The 17,214-nt window shown below is 66.6% G+C and carries 15 protein-coding genes; 6 read left to right on the forward strand and 9 right to left on the reverse strand.

Annotated features, from left to right (window positions below; genetic code table 11):
* Positions 1-91: 91 nt before the first annotated feature.
* Together IT430_08640 and IT430_08645 are read right to left on the reverse strand one after the other, a co-directional pair.
* Positions 92-958: an alpha/beta fold hydrolase gene (locus IT430_08640; protein MCC6907991.1), complete on the reverse strand. Its 867-nt coding sequence runs from the start codon at positions 956-958 to the stop codon at positions 92-94.
* 19 nt (positions 959-977) lie between these two features.
* On the reverse strand, positions 978-1,916 hold the full coding sequence (locus tag IT430_08645; protein MCC6907992.1) for a UbiA family prenyltransferase: 939 nt from the start codon (positions 1,914-1,916) through the stop codon (positions 978-980).
* Between the two features lie 52 nt (positions 1,917-1,968).
* Between IT430_08645 and IT430_08650 the strand changes: the two genes are divergently transcribed.
* The 4 genes from IT430_08650 (at position 1,969) to IT430_08665 (ending at position 6,148) form a co-directional block, all read left to right on the forward strand.
* Entirely contained in the window at positions 1,969-2,697 is a 729-nt protein-coding gene (locus tag IT430_08650) for a methyltransferase domain-containing protein (protein MCC6907993.1), read from the forward strand.
* Positions 2,694-3,920 carry an NAD(P)/FAD-dependent oxidoreductase gene (locus tag IT430_08655; GenBank protein ID MCC6907994.1) on the forward strand — a complete coding sequence of 409 codons (1,227 nt, stop codon included), beginning with the start codon at positions 2,694-2,696 and terminating at the stop codon, positions 3,918-3,920. Before IT430_08650 ends, IT430_08655 begins: the two co-directional genes overlap by 4 nt.
* Entirely contained in the window at positions 3,917-5,056 is a 1,140-nt protein-coding gene (locus tag IT430_08660; protein MCC6907995.1) for a hypothetical protein, read from the forward strand. Before IT430_08655 ends, IT430_08660 begins: the two co-directional genes overlap by 4 nt.
* Positions 5,057-5,170: 114 nt before the next feature.
* Positions 5,171-6,148, forward strand: a complete 978-nt coding sequence (locus IT430_08665) for a deoxyhypusine synthase family protein (protein MCC6907996.1) — start codon at positions 5,171-5,173, stop codon at positions 6,146-6,148.
* A gap of 18 nt (positions 6,149-6,166) precedes the next feature.
* On the opposite strand, the gene IT430_08670 is transcribed toward IT430_08665, so the two are convergent.
* The 7 genes from IT430_08670 to IT430_08700 form a co-directional block, all read right to left on the reverse strand.
* Positions 6,167-6,682, reverse strand: coding sequence for an NUDIX hydrolase (locus tag IT430_08670; GenBank protein ID MCC6907997.1), 516 nt, complete (start codon positions 6,680-6,682; stop codon positions 6,167-6,169).
* Between the two features lie 117 nt (positions 6,683-6,799).
* Positions 6,800-7,756: an aspartate carbamoyltransferase catalytic subunit gene (locus IT430_08675; GenBank protein ID MCC6907998.1), complete on the reverse strand. Its 957-nt coding sequence runs from the start codon at positions 7,754-7,756 to the stop codon at positions 6,800-6,802.
* A 75-nt stretch (positions 7,757-7,831) separates the two neighbouring features.
* Positions 7,832-9,037 (reverse strand): aminotransferase class I/II-fold pyridoxal phosphate-dependent enzyme, encoded by a 1,206-nt coding sequence (locus tag IT430_08680; protein MCC6907999.1) that lies wholly within the window; start codon positions 9,035-9,037, stop codon positions 7,832-7,834.
* A 108-nt stretch (positions 9,038-9,145) separates the two neighbouring features.
* Positions 9,146-9,736, reverse strand: coding sequence for a GNAT family N-acetyltransferase (locus IT430_08685; GenBank protein MCC6908000.1), 591 nt, complete (start codon positions 9,734-9,736; stop codon positions 9,146-9,148).
* Between the two features lie 10 nt (positions 9,737-9,746).
* A complete protein-coding gene (locus tag IT430_08690; protein MCC6908001.1) occupies positions 9,747-10,277 on the reverse strand; it encodes a metallophosphoesterase family protein in 531 nt (176 codons plus the stop codon).
* Positions 10,274-11,347, reverse strand: a complete 1,074-nt coding sequence (locus IT430_08695) for a DUF1570 domain-containing protein (protein ID MCC6908002.1) — start codon at positions 11,345-11,347, stop codon at positions 10,274-10,276. Before IT430_08695 ends, IT430_08690 begins: the two co-directional genes overlap by 4 nt.
* 13 nt (positions 11,348-11,360) lie before the next feature.
* Positions 11,361-14,474 carry a valine--tRNA ligase gene (locus tag IT430_08700; protein MCC6908003.1) on the reverse strand — a complete coding sequence of 1,038 codons (3,114 nt, stop codon included), beginning with the start codon at positions 14,472-14,474 and terminating at the stop codon, positions 11,361-11,363.
* A gap of 53 nt (positions 14,475-14,527) precedes the next feature.
* On the opposite strand from IT430_08700, the gene IT430_08705 reads away from it, so the two are divergent.
* Together IT430_08705 and IT430_08710 are read left to right on the forward strand one after the other, a co-directional pair.
* The gene (locus IT430_08705; protein MCC6908004.1) at positions 14,528-15,592 is read left to right on the forward strand and encodes a hypothetical protein; all 1,065 of its coding nucleotides are present in this window, start codon (positions 14,528-14,530) and stop codon (positions 15,590-15,592) included.
* Positions 15,593-15,682: 90 nt separating this feature from the next.
* On the forward strand, positions 15,683-17,194 hold the full coding sequence (locus IT430_08710; GenBank protein MCC6908005.1) for a carboxypeptidase M32: 1,512 nt from the start codon (positions 15,683-15,685) through the stop codon (positions 17,192-17,194).
* Positions 17,195-17,214 lie beyond the last annotated feature (20 nt).

Raw genomic sequence — 17,214 nt, forward strand, 5'->3', positions numbered from 1 at the left:
CGTCGTCAGCAGGCCCCCTGGTGCGGACGCCGCGCAGGCGCCCATGCCACGACAAGTGTAGGAGAGCGGCCTGAACCTTCAATGCAGCCGCTCAGGACGCGAGCGCATCGTCGCAAAAACGCAGCACCGTGACGAGAAAGTCGCGCAGTTGCGGCGATGGCTCGCCATTTATTGGGAATGGGTTGGGCGTGTTGAACACGTGATCGCCGTCCTGGATCAGTCCCAGCCGGTGCTCGACTGCGTCATCCGCCATGGCGGCGATCTCCGAGGCGTCGCGCGGCGGGACGGTGGGGTCGGCCGTGCCGTGCACGACCAGCAGCGGGCATTCGATGGCCCGCACGTGGCGCGCGATATCGTGCCCCGCCGGGTCTGCCTCCTGCTCATCAAGGAACGCCCGGCCGATGCGCAGGTCCTGGCCTGTGCGGCCGCTCTTGACGGCCAGATAGCCGCGCTCGAGGATCTCGCGCCTCTGCGACTCGGCGAATCGCCACGGCCGGCTCGGCGCCGAGGCGGAGATGACCGCCGCCGGCAGCGGCTCGCGATGCTCGAGATACCGTCGCCCGGCCGCAAGCAGCACGCCGACGCCGCCGCGGCTGTGGCCCATGAGCACCAGCGGCCGGTTCGCGCCCTCCAGCGTGCCGTCGCGCACGGCGTCGATCACGGCGTCGATGTCGATGACGTTGTTGTTCCACGTGCCGAGTTCGAACAGGTCCGGCCGCTCGAAGGTCGCGAAATTGTTCGTGATGCCCGAGGTGGTGAGATTGAAGCGGTGCGCGAGAAAGCCGGCCCGGGCGAACTGATCGGCGACGAACGGGAACAGGCCGTAGTCCTTGTACCCCATGAAGCCGTGCACGAGCAGCACCACTCCGCGCGCAAAGTCCACGTCTGGGACGTGCGTGTTGCCGTAAATCGGCAGGTCGCGCCAGCCGGAAATGGTCCAGTCGTTTATCGCGGGCATGTTGCAGGATAGGCGAGCGTCAGTGCATCACCACACTGGCGATTCCCAACGCGCCAACGAGGCAACTGATCACGCCGTTTAGCGTGAAGAAGGCGAGTTGGATGCGGCCCGTCGCGCCCCCGGCCGTCACCGCGTGCTCGACGATGAGCAGCACGACGACCACGGCGACACCGATGGCAAACAGCGAGCCGAAGCGTGGATCAATGACGACGATCGCCGTGAGCGAACCGGCGCTGATTGCGTGCAGCAGCCTGCTGATCCACAGCGCCGGCCCGACGCCGAGGCGACTAGGCAGGCTGTGCAGCCGCTGCTGCCGATCGACCTGCACATCCTGCAGGGCGTAGACGACGTCAAAGCCGGCCACCCAGCAGAGCACGTTCAGACTCAGCAACCACAGCGCCGGCTGGGCCGCGAGAGCCGCAGGCTCGATGGCCAGCGCGGCGGCGAGCGGCGAGATCGCCAGCGACGAACCCAAAAAGACATGGCACATCCACGTCCATCGCTTCATCCAGCCGTACGAGCCAATCCACGCAAGCACGGGGATTGACAGCACCGTCGGCCACCAGTTGTCAAACACGAAGCCGAATGCGACGCAGCAGACGATGAACACGCCCGCCGACCAGAGCAGCGCCATGCGCGCGTGGCGCAGCGCCACGCGGCCGCTGGGCAGCGCCCGCCCGCTGGTGCGCGGGTTGAGCGCGTCGATGTCGCGATCGATGATGCGGTTGGCGAGCATGGCGAACGTGCGGGCGCTGACCATGCAGACGACAATCAACGCCATCTGCCCGGCAAAGCGGGACCAGGCGCCGCCCGCCGGCCGGGCCATGAATGCGGCGAGCAGCGCAAAGGGCAGAGCGAAAAGACTGTGGCTGAGTTTGATATCTGCCGCCAGCGCCTTGAGCGACGCACCCGGACCCGGGGAATCGGCAAGCGAGGTGGCTGGAGCCGCGGAAGCCATCGCTTGAATCGTAGCCCATGAGCGCCGCGCCGCCGTTCACCTACCATCGGAGGTGAGCACGCTCGCGCCCAATCTGCGGCAGCGGCATCGCGAGCCGGAGTGGATGGACCAGCCGGATCTCGATCCGTCGCTGCACGATCGGGCTCTCACGGCGCTGGCGCGACTGAACCGCTGGGCCGGCAGCGCGCGGATCGTCTGGCCGGCGATCCGAAGCGTTGCAAGAAGCATGCCCGACGAGACCTGCCGCGTGCTCGACATCGCCACCGGCGCCGCAGACGTGCCCCTCGCCCTGTCGGAACGCGCCGCCGGCGCCGATCTCGACGTCCAGTTCACCGCGATCGATGTCAGCGCGCACGCCATAGCGCACGGCCGAAAGCGCGCCGACGCGTCCGGCGAGACGATCGATTTTCGCCGCTGCGATGTGCTGCGCGACCCATGGCCCGCGGGAGAGTTCGACGTCGTCATGTGCTCGCTTTTCCTGCACCACCTCGACGAGGCGCAGGCGATTCAACTGCTCGAGATGATGCACGCGGCGGCGCGGCGGCTGGTGGTCGTCAGCGATCTGCGGCGCTGCTCGTGCGGCCTGTGGCTCACGCAGATCGCAGCACACGCGCTCACGCGCTGCCCCGTCGTGCGCGCCGACGGGCCGCGATCGGTGCGCGCCGCGTTCACGATTGATGAAGCCGCTCAACTGGCCCGGCAGGCCGGGTGGAAGGGCGCCCAGGCGCAGCGGGCCTGGCCGTTTCGATTCCTGCTTACCTGCAAGAAGGACGAGCAATGATGCCCGGCGCGATCGAAGGAAGCATCACGGCGGAAGACGCAGCCCGATCGACCTGGGATGCGATCATCATCGGCGCCGGGCCGGCCGGGTGCGTGACGGCAACGCTGCTCGCCCGCGGCGGGTTTGACGTGCTGCTCGTCGATCGAGCGGCGTTTCCTCGCGACAAGACGTGCGGGTGCTGCGTCGCCGCGTCCGCCATAGCCGCACTGTCGAGGCTCGATCTTGAGCAGGTGCTGGACCGCTGTCACGCCGCGCCGATGGATCGCTTCGATCTGCGCTCGGCGGACCAGGCCCTCGAGGCGCCGCTCCCGCCCGGGCGCGTGCTGTCGCGGCGGCAATTCGACGCGGCGCTGGTTGACGAGTCGTTGTCCGCAGGGGCAGCATTTCTGCCGCACTGCCTCGCAAGCACTGCCGATTCGGAAGAGTCGTATCGCCACGTGCGGCTGACTGCAGATGGAAACAATGTCGATGCGAAGGCGAGACTCGTGATCGCCGCGGGAGGGCTCGGCTTCTCCTTCGACGTCGACCCGCGACATGCCCGCGCGCGCAGTCGCCCCTGGCGCCGCTCGCGACTGGGCGCTGCGACCCTGGTTTCAGCACACGGTATCGACCTGCCGCACGGCACGGTGCGCATGCTGGTGGGCAGCCGCGGCTACGTCGGGATGGCGCGAATCGAGGACGGTCGTATCGCCATCGCCGGCGCGCTTGACCCGACGCGGGTGCGCACGTGCGGCGGACTGGCGGCGGCCGCACTGGAAGTGTTCGAGCAATGCGCGCACGCGCCTCCCGATGATCTCGCGGCAGCGCACTGGATGGGCGCGCCTGAACTGACCCGGCGCCCGCGGCGCATCGCCGGGCAGCGCGTGCTGGCCGTCGGCGATGCAGCCGGCTTCGTCGAGCCGTTTACGGGTGAAGGCATCGCCTGGGCCATCGAAAGCGCGTCGGCCGCCGCCGGGCTGGCCGCAGAGTTTCTCGCTCGCAGCCAGGCGCCGTGGAGCCAGACCCTGGAATCGCGGTGGTCGCGAGCGCACGCTGCGCTCCTCGCCGCGCGGCAGGTGCGCTGCCGCGTCATCGCCGAAGCGCTGCGTCATCGCCTGGTGCAGTCGGGCTGCATGCGGCTCGGCCGGGCGCTGCCTGCACTGTCGCGGTTCATTGTCAACCGCTTGCACGCCCCGATGCCGGCGATGGGAAACAGCAATCGGCTGGCGCGAGGCGGCACGTGACTCCGCGCCTGACGGGCATCGGGCTGGCCACGCCCCCGGGCGGGCTCGACCAAGCCGAGGCGCTGCGCCTCGCCGAGCAGTGCTGCGCCGCCTCGTCTGATGAAGCCGATCGCCTGCGGCGCCTTTTTGAGCACTGCGGCGTGCAGAGGCGCCAGTTCGTCGTCGCGCCCGAGCTGGCGCAGACGGAGAGCGCGATGCGCCGCAACGGCCACGGCGCCAGTCAGACGGATGAACCCGTGGTGCCGTTCTTCCCGCCGCGACTCCATGACGAAGATCTCGGGCCGAGCACCGCCCAGCGCCTGGCCGTGTATGACCTCTGGGCGAGCCGACTGGCGGGCCAGGCCGCGGCGGCGGCGCTGGCGCAGGCCGGCTGTGCCGCGGCGCGCATCACGCACCTGATCACCGTCTCGTGCACCGGCATGCATGCGCCTGGCGTGGACATCGCGCTCATCGACGAGCTCGATCTTCCCCGGAGCGTCAGGCGCGCCAACATCGGCTTCATGGGATGCCACGCGGCGATCAACGCCCTGCGCCTCGCGGCCGATGCCTGCCGGGTCCAGACCGACTCGGTCGTGCTGGTGGTGTGCGTTGAACTGTGCAGCGTGCACTTTCAGTATCGCGGCGATGGCGACCGCCTGCTGGCCAACGCGCTCTTTGCCGACGGCGCCGCTGCGGCGGTGGTGTCGAATGACCCTTCGCGCCCGGGTCAGTCGCCGCTCGCGATGGGCGACTTCGCATCGGTCGTCGTGCCGGATTCGCGCGAGTGCATGTCGTGGAGCATCGGCGATCACGGCTTTGAGATGCGACTGTCGCTCGATGTGCCGGCGCGGATTCGCGAATGCGCGAAGCCTTGGATGGAGCAGTGGCTGGCGCGGCGGGGCCTGGCGATCAGCGACGTGGGATCGTGGGCGGTGCATCCCGGCGGGCCGCGCATCCTTGACGCCTTCGCGGCCGCGCTGGACCTGCCCCCGGCGGCGCTGCAGGCCTCGCGCGATGTGCTGGGGCGGTTGGGCAACATGTCTTCGCCGACGGTGCTGTTCATACTCGATGAGCTGTTGCGCCGCCGGGCGCCGCGGCCGGCCGTGGCGATCGCGTTCGGCCCGGGTCTGACGATCGAAGCGGCCCTGCTGGAGTAGGGTTGGAGTCGGAGCCGGTTGCACGCCGGCGCTTGTCTTCGCAGAGCCTTCGGGGCGCGGCCAGACGGTTGTGATTTGCTTCGCCAGGCGCACCGAGACCACATATCCTTTCGCATGAGCAGCACGCCAATCAGCGATTTCATCCGAACCCACTACCGCCACTTCAACGCCGCGGCCCTCGTCGATGCAGCCGAGGCGTATCGAAAGCACCTCGACGGCGGCGGCAGGATGTTCGTCACGCTCGCCGGGGCGATGAGCACGGCCGAACTGGGCGTGTCCCTGGCGGAGATGATCCGCCAGGACAAGGTGCACGGAATCTGCTGCACAGGGGCCAACCTCGAAGAGGACATCTTCAATCTCGTGGCGCACGAGCACTACGTCCGCATCCCCCACTACCGCCAGCTCACCCCGGCCGACGAGCAGAGGCTGCTCGAGAAGCACCTCAATCGAGTCACCGACACGTGCATTCCTGAAGAGGAAGCGATCCGCCGGCTTGAAGGCGCGGTGCTCGATCACTGGCTGAAGTCGGACAAGGCTGGGCGACGGATGTTCCCGCACGAGTTCTTTTTCGAGGTGCTGCTCAGCGGCGCGCTCGAAGAGCACTACCAGATCGACCCGAAGGATTCGTGGCTGCTGGCGGCAGCGCAAAAGAACCTGCCCGTCTTCGTGCCCGGCTGGGAAGACTCGACGCTTGGCAACATCTTCGCCTCGCACGTCATCACCGGCGAGATCAAGAACTCGACGACGATGCGCGGCGGCATCGACTACATGATCGAACTGGCGAAGTGGTACACCGAGCTGACGGGCAAGCACTCGCTGGGCTTCTTCCAGATCGGCGGAGGCATCGCGGGCGACTTTCCCATCTGCGTCGTGCCGATGCTCCACCAGGATCTCGGCCGCACCGGCGTGCCGCTGTGGGGCTACTTCTGCCAGATCAGCGATTCAACGACGAGTTACGGCTCGTACAGCGGCGCCGTGCCCAACGAAAAAATCACCTGGGGCAAACTCGCCGAAAAAACGCCCAAGTTCGTCATCGAGTCCGACGCAACCATCGTCGCGCCGCTCATCTTCGCGTACGTCCTGGGGTGGTGAGCCGCTTGCGGCTTCGCGTCACGCAGCGCACTTCATCGCGCGGTCAAAATCGCGCAGCAGTTCGAGCGGCAGGCGCTGGCGGCGCTGGATGTCGCCGAGCATCTTGCGCAGCACGTGCGGCTTCCAGAGCAGTGCCTCATGCACGAGCGGCAACTGCTCGAAGCGGAACCAGCGGAGATCGCGAATCTCGCGCCCGTCGAAGCGCGGCCGGCCGCCGACGATCGAGGCGCTGAAGCAGAACCGGGCCCGCGGGCGCCCTGAATTGCCAGTGTATGAGTAGACGCCGACGAAGCCGTCAATCTCGACCTCAAGCCCCGTCTCTTCGAGCGTCTCGCGAATCGCAGCCCGGGCAAGCGTCTCGCCCGCGTCCAGCCGGCCGCCGGGCAGCGTCCAGCAGCCCGCCGACGGGCCGCGCCCCTGCTGGACGAGCAGGATGTGGTCGTGGCGGACGATCGCAGCGCACGCCGTGATCTTGCGATCGCTGCGCAGGCGCGGAACGGAAACAGCGGTGGCGCGGAGGCTGGTCTGGGTCATGTTCACTCCGAGGTTCGGCAATGATGCCGTAGCCGTGTTTCCTCGGCGCTTCGGATGAGTGAGTTGAGCGCGAGCATCGCGCGCGAGGCGACGCTGGGGCGCAAGACCTGCGCGGCGTCAGCCGGCGATGATGAGTTTGAGCACCGCCATGCGAATCGCCACGCCGTGCGTCACCTGGCGCAGGATGATCGAGCGCGGCCCGTCGGCGACTTCGCTGTCGAGTTCGAGGCCGCGATTGATCGGCCCGGGGTGCATGACCACGGCATGCTCAGGGAGCAGGCGCGTGCGCCGCTCGGTGAGCGCGTAGCCGTCGCGATATTCCTGGATGGAGGCAAACGCCTGGCCGCCGAGACGCTCGAACTGCACGCGCAGCATCATCACCACATCCACCTGAGGCAGCACGGTCTCGAGATCGTGCGCCACTTCCACGCCCAGCGTGCTCAGCGACGCCGGGGCCAGTGCCGGCGGGCCGACGACGATCACGTGTGCTCCGAGCGTGCGCAGGCCGAAGATGTTGGACCGCACCACGCGTGAATTGATGATGTCGCCGACGATGGCGATGCGCCTTCCCGCGAGGTCCGGCCCGAAGTGGCGCTGGAGGGTGAAGATGTCGAGCAGGCCCTGGGTGGGGTGCTCGTGGCGGCCGTCGCCGGCGTTGATCACGCCGCAGTCGACGTTGTCGGCGATGTTGACGGGTACGCCCGCGCTGGAGTGGCGCACGACGATCGCGTCCACGCCCATGGCTTCGATGTTGCGCGCCGTATCGACCTCGGTCTCGCCCTTGCTGGTGCTCGAACCTTCGCCGCTGACCTGGATCACGTCAGCCGAGAGGAGTTGAGCCGCGCGGGTGAAACTGTTGCGCGTGCGGGTGGAGTCTTCAAAGAAGATGTTGGCGACGCAGCGGTGGAGCAGGTCATCGGACTTGCGGCCCGGCTCCATCACCAGCGGCAGGTAGCGCTCCGCCGTGGCGAAAACCTGCTGCATCTCCTCGGCCGCGACGCCTTCAAGCGACAGCAGATGGCGGCGGGTCCAGGATGAGGCCGGCGGGGCAGCGGGCGCAGTCGCCTGTTTCATGCGGGGAAGTGTAGGGAGCGGAAATGTGGCCGAGCAACGATCCGGGGCGGCGCGGAGCCGGGTCGCAGTGGTCTCTTACAACTTCTTCAACGCCGCGATGAGTCGGTCGATATGTTCGCGCTCGTGGGCGGCGGAGATCTGCACGCGCAGCCGGGCGTGGCCCTCGGGCACAACCGGATAGCCGAAGCCGATGACGAAGACGCCCAGTTCGAGCAGGCGCTTACTCATGGCGATCGCCTTGGCGGTGTCGTGGACGATGATGGGGCAGATCGCCGTGGGGCTGTCGAGGACGTCAAAGCCCGCGGCCTTGATGCCCTTGCGCGCGTACTGGACGTTCTCGCGCAGTTTCGCGACGCGCTCGGGTTCGCGGGCCAGAACTTCAATCGCCTTGTTGGCGCTGCAGGCGACGGAGACGGGCAGGGCGTTGGAGAACAGCGTGGGCCGGCCGCGCTGCACGAGCAGTTCGATGCCGCGCTTCGTGCCGGCGACGTAGCCGCCCGCGGCGCCGCCCAGGGCCTTGCCCAGTGTGCCGGTGTAGAAGTCGATCGCCTTGCCCGGCAGGCCCCAGTGCTCGTGCGTACCGCGCCCCGTCTGGCCCATGACCCCGGTGCCGTGCGAGTCATCAACAACAAGAATGGCGCCGAACTCATCGCACGCCTTGCGCATCGCGGCGAGATCGGCAATGTCACCCTCCATGGAAAACACGCCGTCAGTCACGACCCAGATGGCGCCGGTTACTTCGGGATTCTTCTTCGCCGCCGCGAGCGTCTCACGCAGTGCTTCGATCGTGTTGTGCGTGTAGACGGTTTTGAGCACGCCTTTCTTGATGACGCTGGTCAGTCGGATGGAGTCGATGATCGAGGCGTGGTTGAGTTCATCGGAGATGATGAGATCGCCGGGCTCGCACAGTGTGGGGAAGATGGCCTCGTTGGCGTTCCAGCAGGAGACGAAGGTGTAGGCCGCCTCGACGCCGAGGAAGCGCGCGATGGTGGTTTCCAGTGTCTCGTGAGGCGTGAAGGTGCCGCAGATGAAGCGCACCGACGCCGTGCCGGCCCCCCACTTCTTCAGCCCTTCGACGCCGGCGGCGACCACCTCGGGGTGGTTCGCCAGGCCGAGGTAGTTGTTCGAGCAGAACACGGCACATGCGCCGTAGCCGCGGATCGTCGTCACCGCGTCCATCGGGCCTTCGAGCATCTGGAGGTGCTTGTACTGCCCCGTGTCGCGCAGCATGGTGAGCACTTCATCAGCGCGCTTCGTAAACCGATCCAGACTCGCGTTCATGGCATCTCCTCCCGATGGAATTTGCGGCGCCGCCGCACCCGCTCCTTTTTAGCAGGCTCGATCGCTGCAGTCATTCAGGGGCGAGACCGCGAAGTCCGCCAGCGGCCCTCACTTCTTCCCGGGACCGTTGCGAGCGGGATCGTGGTCGCGGTAGAGGTCAAGGTAGAAGTCCAGAATACGCTCGCCGCGCACCGTGCGGGTGCGGTTCAACTGGAAACTGAACCGCTCGAAGAGCGTGATGGCGCGTTCGGCGGTCACGCGCGCGTCGAGCACGACTTTGAGGTAGTTCTTCTCGCGACAGAATGACACGGCGTGCTCGATGAGCCGCGTGCCCACGCCCCGCCGCTGGTGGGCCGGCTCGACGCGCAGGCGGCGGATCACGGCCGTGTTCGCGTCTTCGCACTGCACGCCGACCATGCCGATGATCAGCCCTTCGGCCCGGCGCGCCCGCTCCTTCAGGTTGAGTTCGGCCACCCAGAAACACGAGCGGCCTTCGTCGTTGCAGTACGCCTCGTGAAAGTTGTGCACGTCAGCGCCGGTGTCGTTGTCCATCCAGTCCCCGCCGTCCAGCCCGGCCTCGAACAGCGCCACGATCGACGGCAGGTCGCGCTCGACCTCGGCCGTGCGGATGCGCAGCCGCTGGCCGTACGCATCGCGCGGCGACGGAGCAGCCTCGGGTGTCTCAGATTCGTTGGACACGGCCAGCCTTTCATCCGTGGCGCGCGGCGTGGGCTTGGACGGGGATCACGTCAAGCCGTCCGGCGCAGGGCTCCAGCCTTACCACAGTATAACGAGCCGCGCGGAAAAGTGCGCCTGGATTGATCAGCCGCGTCGCACCCGCCAGCTCATCGCGGAAAACGTGCGTGTGGCCGTGGAAGAAGTAGTCAGCGCCCGCCTCGACGGCCTGGCGCTCGTGGGCAGGGTCGTCGCCGTGGGCATACGTGAGCGTTCGTTCACCCACCACCATCCGGCCGCAGGGGTGGTCGATGTGCAGCCCCAGCGAAGAGCCGTACTCGCCCAGACGCCGCCAGTCCCAGTCGCAATTCCCGAACACGACGTGCGCCGGCGTCCCCGCCAGGGCGTCAAGAACCGTATCGGCGCACACATCGCCAAGATGGATGAGCACTTCGGCCCCGGCCTCGAGCAGGCATTCGACGGCGAGCCGGGTCGTGTCCGCCCGGCCGTGGCTGTCGGCCAGCAGACCCAGCACCGTCCCGGCGCCGTAGTGGTGCTCATTCATCGGCCGTCGCTTCGGACGGTAGGGGTGATCGGGCTGCGGCCCTGGAGCATCCGCTGGCGCGCGCCCGAGGCGACGATCATGCCGACAAACGAGCGGTACTCGCGATCGACCGCGTCGAGGTCGTCGTTGAAATAGACCTCAAAGAGCGCGGTGTTGCCGTCGTCGCTGACGGCGTGCTCGCCCGCCCTGGCTCGCTTGCGCATGGTGGCGCTGACGCGCTGGCGGATCTGGCCCTTGCTCGCGTCGAGCAGCATTGTCTGCAACCGCTCGTGGTACTTGCCCTTCTCGCCTTCATTGAGGAAGTGCACGAGCGCCCAGACCTGCGAGTAGTAGTTGAGCACGTCGGTGTTGCGGCCGCCGAGCATGTCTTCGGGCCGCAACTTGAGCAACTCGCTCAGCGGATTCAACTGATCGCGGTAGTACGCCCGGCGCAACTGGTCGAACCGCTCGGGATTCGACCACGGCAGGAATTCGGGCGTGCGGCCGCGCCAGCGGTGCCCCTCCATGAACGTGCCCAAGCCCTCCTCGAGCCAGACCGGCAGCGAGTCCTTGAACGTCCGCTGGGTGTACTGGTGCCAGCCCTCGTGTGCGGCGATGGCCATGGTGTCGAACAGGCCGATGTCCCAGAACACCGCCCGCCCGCCCGTGGAGTAGCCGCCGCGGCGGATCTGCTCGTACTGCGAAGACCGGTCGCCCATGAGTTGCTTGGTAAACGCGATCCACTGCTGGCGGTTGGCGAAGACGAACGAATCGAGCCGCCGCTCGGGCGCCGGAAGTTCGACGATGACGGAGCGATAGTGCTGCAGCGCCGCTTCGACGAAGTCGGGAAAGCGCAGCGCCATTTCGTTGCTCTCGGCCGTGGTGTGGATGCGGTAATTGGGCGTGCGGGTGATCGTGCCGGGGATGCCGGCGAACTCCCAGGTCTCGACGCCGGTGTCTTCTTCGCCGGATGCGAGCACGGTGGGGCGGGCCGCCTGGCCGCTCGTGCAGCCGCCGACCACGCCCAGACTCAGCAGTGCACCCACCAGCGCCAGCGCGAGCCCCTGATTTCGAATCCGCTCCGACGCCATGTCCGATCCCCGATCAGGAGCCAAGCCGTTCCAGCGCCTGGATGATACTGTCCAACTCGGCCTGCGCTTCAGCCAATTGTTGCTTTGTCTCTTCAACGAGTTTCGGCGGGGCCTTTTCGATGTAGCCCTTGTTTGCCAGGCGGCCCTCAAGGCCCTTGATCTTTTTCTGCACCTCGGCCTGTTGCCGCGTCAGGCGGTCGCGCTCGGCGGAGAGGTCGATGGCGTCGGTCAGGTCCGTGAGCTGATGCTCGACGTTGCCGAAGAGGAACGTCACGCCCCCTCTGGCGCCTGCAGCATCGCGACTGACTTTGCCCAGGCCCGCCAGCGCCTCGACGACGCCGTCGGCCCGCCTGATCAGTTCCATCGTCGCGTCATCGCTCACGTGCAGCGTGATCTGGCGGCGGTCGTGAACCTTCTGCACGCTGCGCACCTCGCGAATGATCGTGACCAGTTCCTGCAGGCGCGCAAACTGCGCCTCCACGGCGTCATCCACGTAGAGCGACGGCACACTCGGCCACGGGGCCGTCGCCGCCAGACCGCCTGGCCGCAGGTCGACGTCTTCGAGCGGCTTGACGGGCAGGGCTTCGATCGACGCGTGCAGCGACTCGGTGACGAAGGGCATGATCGGGTGAAACATGCGGTGCACCGCGCCAAGAGCCGTGCGCAGCACGCGCTGCTGCGTGGCGTCGTGCCGCACCGTCGGCTTGATCGCTTCGAGGTACCAGTCGCACAGGTCGCGCCAGAACAGATCGTACATCTGCTGGGCGTACACGCTGAAGTCATACTGGCGCATGGCCGTCGAGACGGCGTCGAGCGTGCGCGCCAGCCGCGACAGGATCCAGCGATCGATGAGGCGCGTCGGCACGCCGGAAGGTGGAACGGGCGTCTCGCCCGTTGAATTGCTAAGAATGCCGATGGCAAAGCGCGTCGCGTTCCAGATTTTGTTGGACAGCCGCCGGCCAAGTTCGAACTTCGGGCTCGTGTTGGCGCCGATGGTCTCGTCGTACTCGACGGGCATGCGGACATCCTGCGTCTGCGTGGTCATCTGCACGAGCGTGAAGCGCATCGCGTCGGCGCCCTTGGAGCGGATGATGTCGCGCGGATCGACGCCATTGCCCAACGACTTGCTCATCTTGCGGCCTTCGCCGTCCTGGATCATCGCGTGGATGAAGACATCGCGGAACGGCAGGCGCTGTCCCTTCTCCGTATCTTGCGTGAAGTAGAGGTTGAACATCGCCATGCGCGAGACCCAGAGGGTGATGATCTCGCGGGCGGTGCAGAGCACGCTGGTGGGGTTGAAGAAGTCGAGCAGGTTCGGCGCGCCGTTGTCGCCGCGCGTTTCGTCGTAACTCTCGGGGTCGGGCCAACCCATCGTCGAAAGCGGCCAAAGCGCGGAGGAGAACCAGGTGTCGAGGACGTCGGGGTCTTGGGCGAATCCTCGCTGTTCAAGCAGGTGAACGATCCAGCCGTGCTCCGCTGGAAGCACGCAAACATGAACCAGGTTGCCATCCACGTCCGATTCAACGAATGGAATCTCCTGCCCGTTGATGTTGGTGAGCAACACTCCGGAGTCGGATCGGCGAACAGTCTGAAACAAGTCGACTGATGCGTCACGGCTACCGGTCCACACCGGTATCCGGTGCCCCCACCAGAGTTGTCGCGAGATGCACCAGTCACGGATGTTCTCGTGCCAGTTCTCAAACGTCTTCGCGTAGCGGTCGGGGTGGAAATGCAGCTGGCCGTGCCAGGAGCGGTCATCCAACGCCGCTTCCTCACCCTTCGATGAGCTCAGAGTCTGCAGACAGTCGCGGCTCGTCTCGGCGCTGCGCTTCTCGTTGCTGCGCTGATCCGGCGCCATCGCGCGCAGCGCGTTGCCGCGCATGCGATCATCCGTCACCTTCACGTACCACTGGTCGCTCAAGTACGGCTCGATGATCGCCTTGCTCCGATCCGAGTGCGACACGCTGTGTCGATACGGTTTGCGCTCGGCGAGCACGCCCGTCTCTTCGAAGCGCCGGACGATCGCCTTGCGCGCATCGAAGCGGTCGAGTCCGAGCAGGAACCCGGCGTCGCCGATGTCGCTCCAGCCGTGCTTGTCCGAGACGCTGGCGTCGGGGGCGAAAATGTTGACGGCTTCGAGACTGTGCCGCTGACCGATTTCCCAGTCGTTGGGATCGTGCGCAGGCGTGACCTTCAGGAAGCCGGTCGCGAACTGCGCCTTGGGGTCCTTCTCGTCGCCGCCCATCGACACGGGCAGCACGACGTAATCATCGACGACGATCGGAATCTCGCGGCCCACCAGCGGCAGCTTCACTTTGCGACCGGCGAGCGCCGCAGCACGCGGGTCTTTCGGGTTCACTGCCACGCCCGTGTCGCCCAGCATCGTCTCCGGCCGTGTGGTGGCGACGGTGATGTGATCGATCGGGCTGCCGTCGGGCAGTTTCACCGGCTCACCGATCAGCGGGTACCGCAGGTAGTAAAACTGCCCCTCGATCTCCTCGTCGTAGCACTCATCGTCAGCAACCGCGGTCTGCAGCACCGGATCCCAGTTCACCAGCCGCTTGCCGCGATAGATCAGCCCGTCCTTGAACAGGCGAAAGAAGGCTTCGCGCACGGCACGCGCGCACATCTCATCCATCGTGAAGCGCGTGCGCTCCCAGTCGCACGAGCAGCCCATCATCTTGAGTTGCTCGATGATGGTCGCCTCGTACTCGTCCTTCCACGCCTGGGTGATGGCGACGAACTTCTCGCGCGCTTTATCGAGATCGGGATCGAGGTCTTTGCGGCGCTTGCCCTGGTCTTCCCAGATGCGCTTTTCAATGACGGCCTGGGTGGCGATGCCGGCGTGGTCGGTGCCGGGCATCCACAGCGTCGGCCGGCCCTGGGCGCGGTGGTAGCGAATGAGCACGTCCTGGAGCGTGTTATTGAGCGCGTGGCCGAGGTGCAGCGCCGCCGTCACGTTGGGCGGCGGGATGAGGATGCAGTACGGCGGCGGGCCATAGACATCGGCCGAGGCTTCGGCATGAAAGGGCTTGGCCGCATCCCACTTGGCGCGAACCTTGGGTTCTTCGACCGCTGGGTCATAGGATTTCGCCAGTTCGCCCGGGTTGGTCATCGATTGGCCCATAAGAGCCGATTGTAGCCGAGTTGCCGAAAACGGCCGATGAATCAGAGGCTGGCATGAGTTCTGATCGACGCACCATCTTCACCCTCGCGCTGCTCGCCGTCGTGCTGCTCGTGGGCTCGGGTCTTGGCGTGTGGCTGCTGGGCCGCCCGGTGCTCAACGATCCGCAGCGGGCCGCGGCCACGACGACCGAGCGCCTCGCGGCGCTTCAGGCCGGGCTCGAAGCCGCAGCGCAGTACGTGAACACCGAGCACGATGAGCAGGCCGCGACGATCCTCGAAAAACTCGCCAAGGAGTTCCCCGACGAGCCGCAGGTCTGGCAGCAACTGGCCGAGGTGCGCCTGCACCAGGGCCGGCAGGAAGACGCGTACGCCATCTACACGAAGGTCATCGACCTCGGCGTGGACAGCCGCGACATCCGCTTCAACGCCGGGCTGATCGCGGCCCGGCTCGACAGGATGGACGAGGCGATCATTCACCTTGAGCAGGCGCGGCGGCTATCGCCCACGGATGTGCAGGCGCCGCTCTACCTCGCCAGCCTCTATCGCAAAACGAACGAAATCGCCAGGGCTCAAGCCGAACTGCTGCACGTGATCGACATCGACAAAGACATTCACGAAGCCTGGGGCGGGCTGGCGCAGATCGCGTTTATCGAAAACAAACTCGAACTCGCCGAGCAGCACCTGGCCAAGGCGCGCCAACTGGCGCCGCAGTTTACGACCTGGCAGGTGCTCGAGGCGAAGATTCTCCGCCGCCGCGCCAAGCCGGAGGCCGCGATCACGCTGCTCTCAGCTCTGCCCGAGCAGGCGCGCTACCAGCAGGAAGTGGTCGATGAGATCGCCCAGTGCTGGGGCATGCTGCTCATGCCGCGCAAGGCCGCCGAAACGCACGTGGAGTATCTCAACCGCTGGCCCGAATCGCTCAGCAGCGCCGTCGCCGCAGCCCGGTTCTTTGAACTCGCGGGCGATCACGACGAGGCGCTGTCGTGGCTGGCGTTTGCCCAGCGGCTCGATGCGGCGGCGCCGGAAGTGGAGGCTTTGGCCAGGCAACTGGGCGCCGAGCCGGCCGCGCCAGAGCCAGCGGGCAACCCGGCCGTTGACCCGGCCGACGACGGGCCCTGAAGCAGCGCGCCGCAGCCTCAACGGCTATCATCCCGATCTGTACAACACAATGGCCCTGAAGATCGCTATTGATCGGGAGAAACCTGCGCCATGGCCAGCAAAGCCTATGAAAAGCTCGTCACCCTCCAGCGGCAGACCGCCCTGCTGGGCAGCGTCGATGAACTCGTCCACTGGGACCAGGAGACGCTCATGCCCTCCGGCGGAGCCAAACTCCGCTCCGAACAGTGCGCCCTGCTTTCAGGCCTCATCCACGAGCGCGCCACGAGCAAGGAAGTCGGCGAACTGCTCGAGCAGTGCGCCGGCGAAGAGATCCCGAAGGATTCCGTCGAGTTCGCCAACGTGCGCGAATGGAAGCGCGACTTCGACCGGGCCCGCAAACTGCCAAAGGAACACGTCGAGGAACTCAGCCGCTCGCGCTCGCTGGCGCAGCAGGCGTGGCAGAAGGCCCGCAAGGAATCGGACTTCTCGATCTTTGCGTCGCATCTCGAGAAGATGATCGACTTGACGCGCAAGAGCGCCAAGTACTACGGCTGGCCCGAGGGCGGCGAACCCTACGACGCGCTGCTCGAAGGCTACGAGCCCGGCGCAACCGCGGCGCAGATCGAGAAGATCTTCGCCCCGCTGCGCACGCGGCTCACGGCGCTGATCCATGACATCGCCAACAGCGGCCCGCAGCCCGACAACACCATCCACACGACCGACGTGCCCCGCGCCCAGCAGGAGGCGTTCGTGCGCTTCGTCGCCTCCGGAATCGGCTTCCGCTTCGAAGACGGCCGGCTTGATGTGTCGGCTCACCCGTTCTGCTCGGGACTCGGGCCGGGCGACTGCCGCATGACCACGCGCTTCCACGCCAACAACGTGATGGATGCGCTGAGTTCGACGATGCACGAATCGGGCCACGGCATCTACGAGCAGAACCTGCCCAAAGAGGCGTTCGGCACGCCATGCGGCAGCGCGGTCAGCCTCGGTATTCACGAGAGCCAGTCGCGCGGCTGGGAGAATCTCGTCGGCCGCAGCCGAGCCTTCTGGGAGTGGTGCCTGCCGCACGCCAAGAACCTCATGCCTGAACTCATGGAAGGGCAGACGGTCGATTCCGTGTACGCGGCTCAGAACATCGTCCAGCCCAGTTACATCCGCGTCGAGGCCGATGAAGCCACCTACAACCTGCACATCATGCTGCGCTTCGAACTCGAGCGGGCGCTGATCAAAGGCGAACTGAGCAGCAAGGACGTGCCGCGCGAGTGGAACAGGCGCTTCAAGGACTACCTCGGCATCGAAGTAGACAAGGACAGCAACGGCTGCCTGCAGGATGTGCACTGGTCGTTCGGCCTGATCGGCTACTTCCCGACCTACACGCTGGGCAACCTCTATGCGTGCCAGTTCTTCGAAGCCGCGCGCGAGCAACTCGGCGACCTCGACGCGATGTATCGCGAGGGCGAGTTCGAGCCGCTGCGGCAGTGGCTCACCGACAACATCCACCAGCACGGCCGGCGCTACTCGGCGAGCGAACTGTGCCAGCGCATCACGGGCAAGCCGCTCAGCGCCGACCCGCTCATGCGGCACCTCGAAGGCAAACTGCGCCCGCTCTATGGACTGGCGTGAACGGGTTGCGGCGCCGCGCC

Source organism: Phycisphaerales bacterium, assembly GCA_020852515.1.
In the GTDB taxonomy this organism is placed as follows: Bacteria; Planctomycetota; Phycisphaerae; order Phycisphaerales; family UBA5793; genus UBA5793.

Excerpts from the sequence above, each read along its gene's own strand:
- IT430_08640 (MCC6907991.1), bottom strand. The coding sequence starts at position 958 with ATGCCCGCGATAAACGACTGGACCATTTCCGGCTGGCGCGACCTGCCG.
- IT430_08645 (MCC6907992.1), bottom strand. The coding sequence starts at position 1,916 with ATGGCTTCCGCGGCTCCAGCCACCTCGCTTGCCGATTCCCCGGGTCCG.
- IT430_08655 (MCC6907994.1), top strand. The coding sequence starts at position 2,694 with ATGATGCCCGGCGCGATCGAAGGAAGCATCACGGCGGAAGACGCAGCC.
- IT430_08665 (MCC6907996.1), top strand. The coding sequence starts at position 5,171 with ATGAGCAGCACGCCAATCAGCGATTTCATCCGAACCCACTACCGCCAC.
- IT430_08670 (MCC6907997.1), bottom strand. The coding sequence starts at position 6,682 with ATGACCCAGACCAGCCTCCGCGCCACCGCTGTTTCCGTTCCGCGCCTG.
- IT430_08675 (MCC6907998.1), bottom strand. The coding sequence starts at position 7,756 with ATGAAACAGGCGACTGCGCCCGCTGCCCCGCCGGCCTCATCCTGGACC.
- IT430_08680 (MCC6907999.1), bottom strand. The coding sequence starts at position 9,037 with ATGAACGCGAGTCTGGATCGGTTTACGAAGCGCGCTGATGAAGTGCTC.
- IT430_08690 (MCC6908001.1), bottom strand. The coding sequence starts at position 10,277 with ATGAATGAGCACCACTACGGCGCCGGGACGGTGCTGGGTCTGCTGGCC.
- IT430_08695 (MCC6908002.1), bottom strand. The coding sequence starts at position 11,347 with ATGGCGTCGGAGCGGATTCGAAATCAGGGGCTCGCGCTGGCGCTGGTG.
- IT430_08700 (MCC6908003.1), bottom strand. The coding sequence starts at position 14,474 with ATGGGCCAATCGATGACCAACCCGGGCGAACTGGCGAAATCCTATGAC.
- IT430_08705 (MCC6908004.1), top strand. The coding sequence starts at position 14,528 with ATGAGTTCTGATCGACGCACCATCTTCACCCTCGCGCTGCTCGCCGTC.
- IT430_08710 (MCC6908005.1), top strand. The coding sequence starts at position 15,683 with ATGGCCAGCAAAGCCTATGAAAAGCTCGTCACCCTCCAGCGGCAGACC.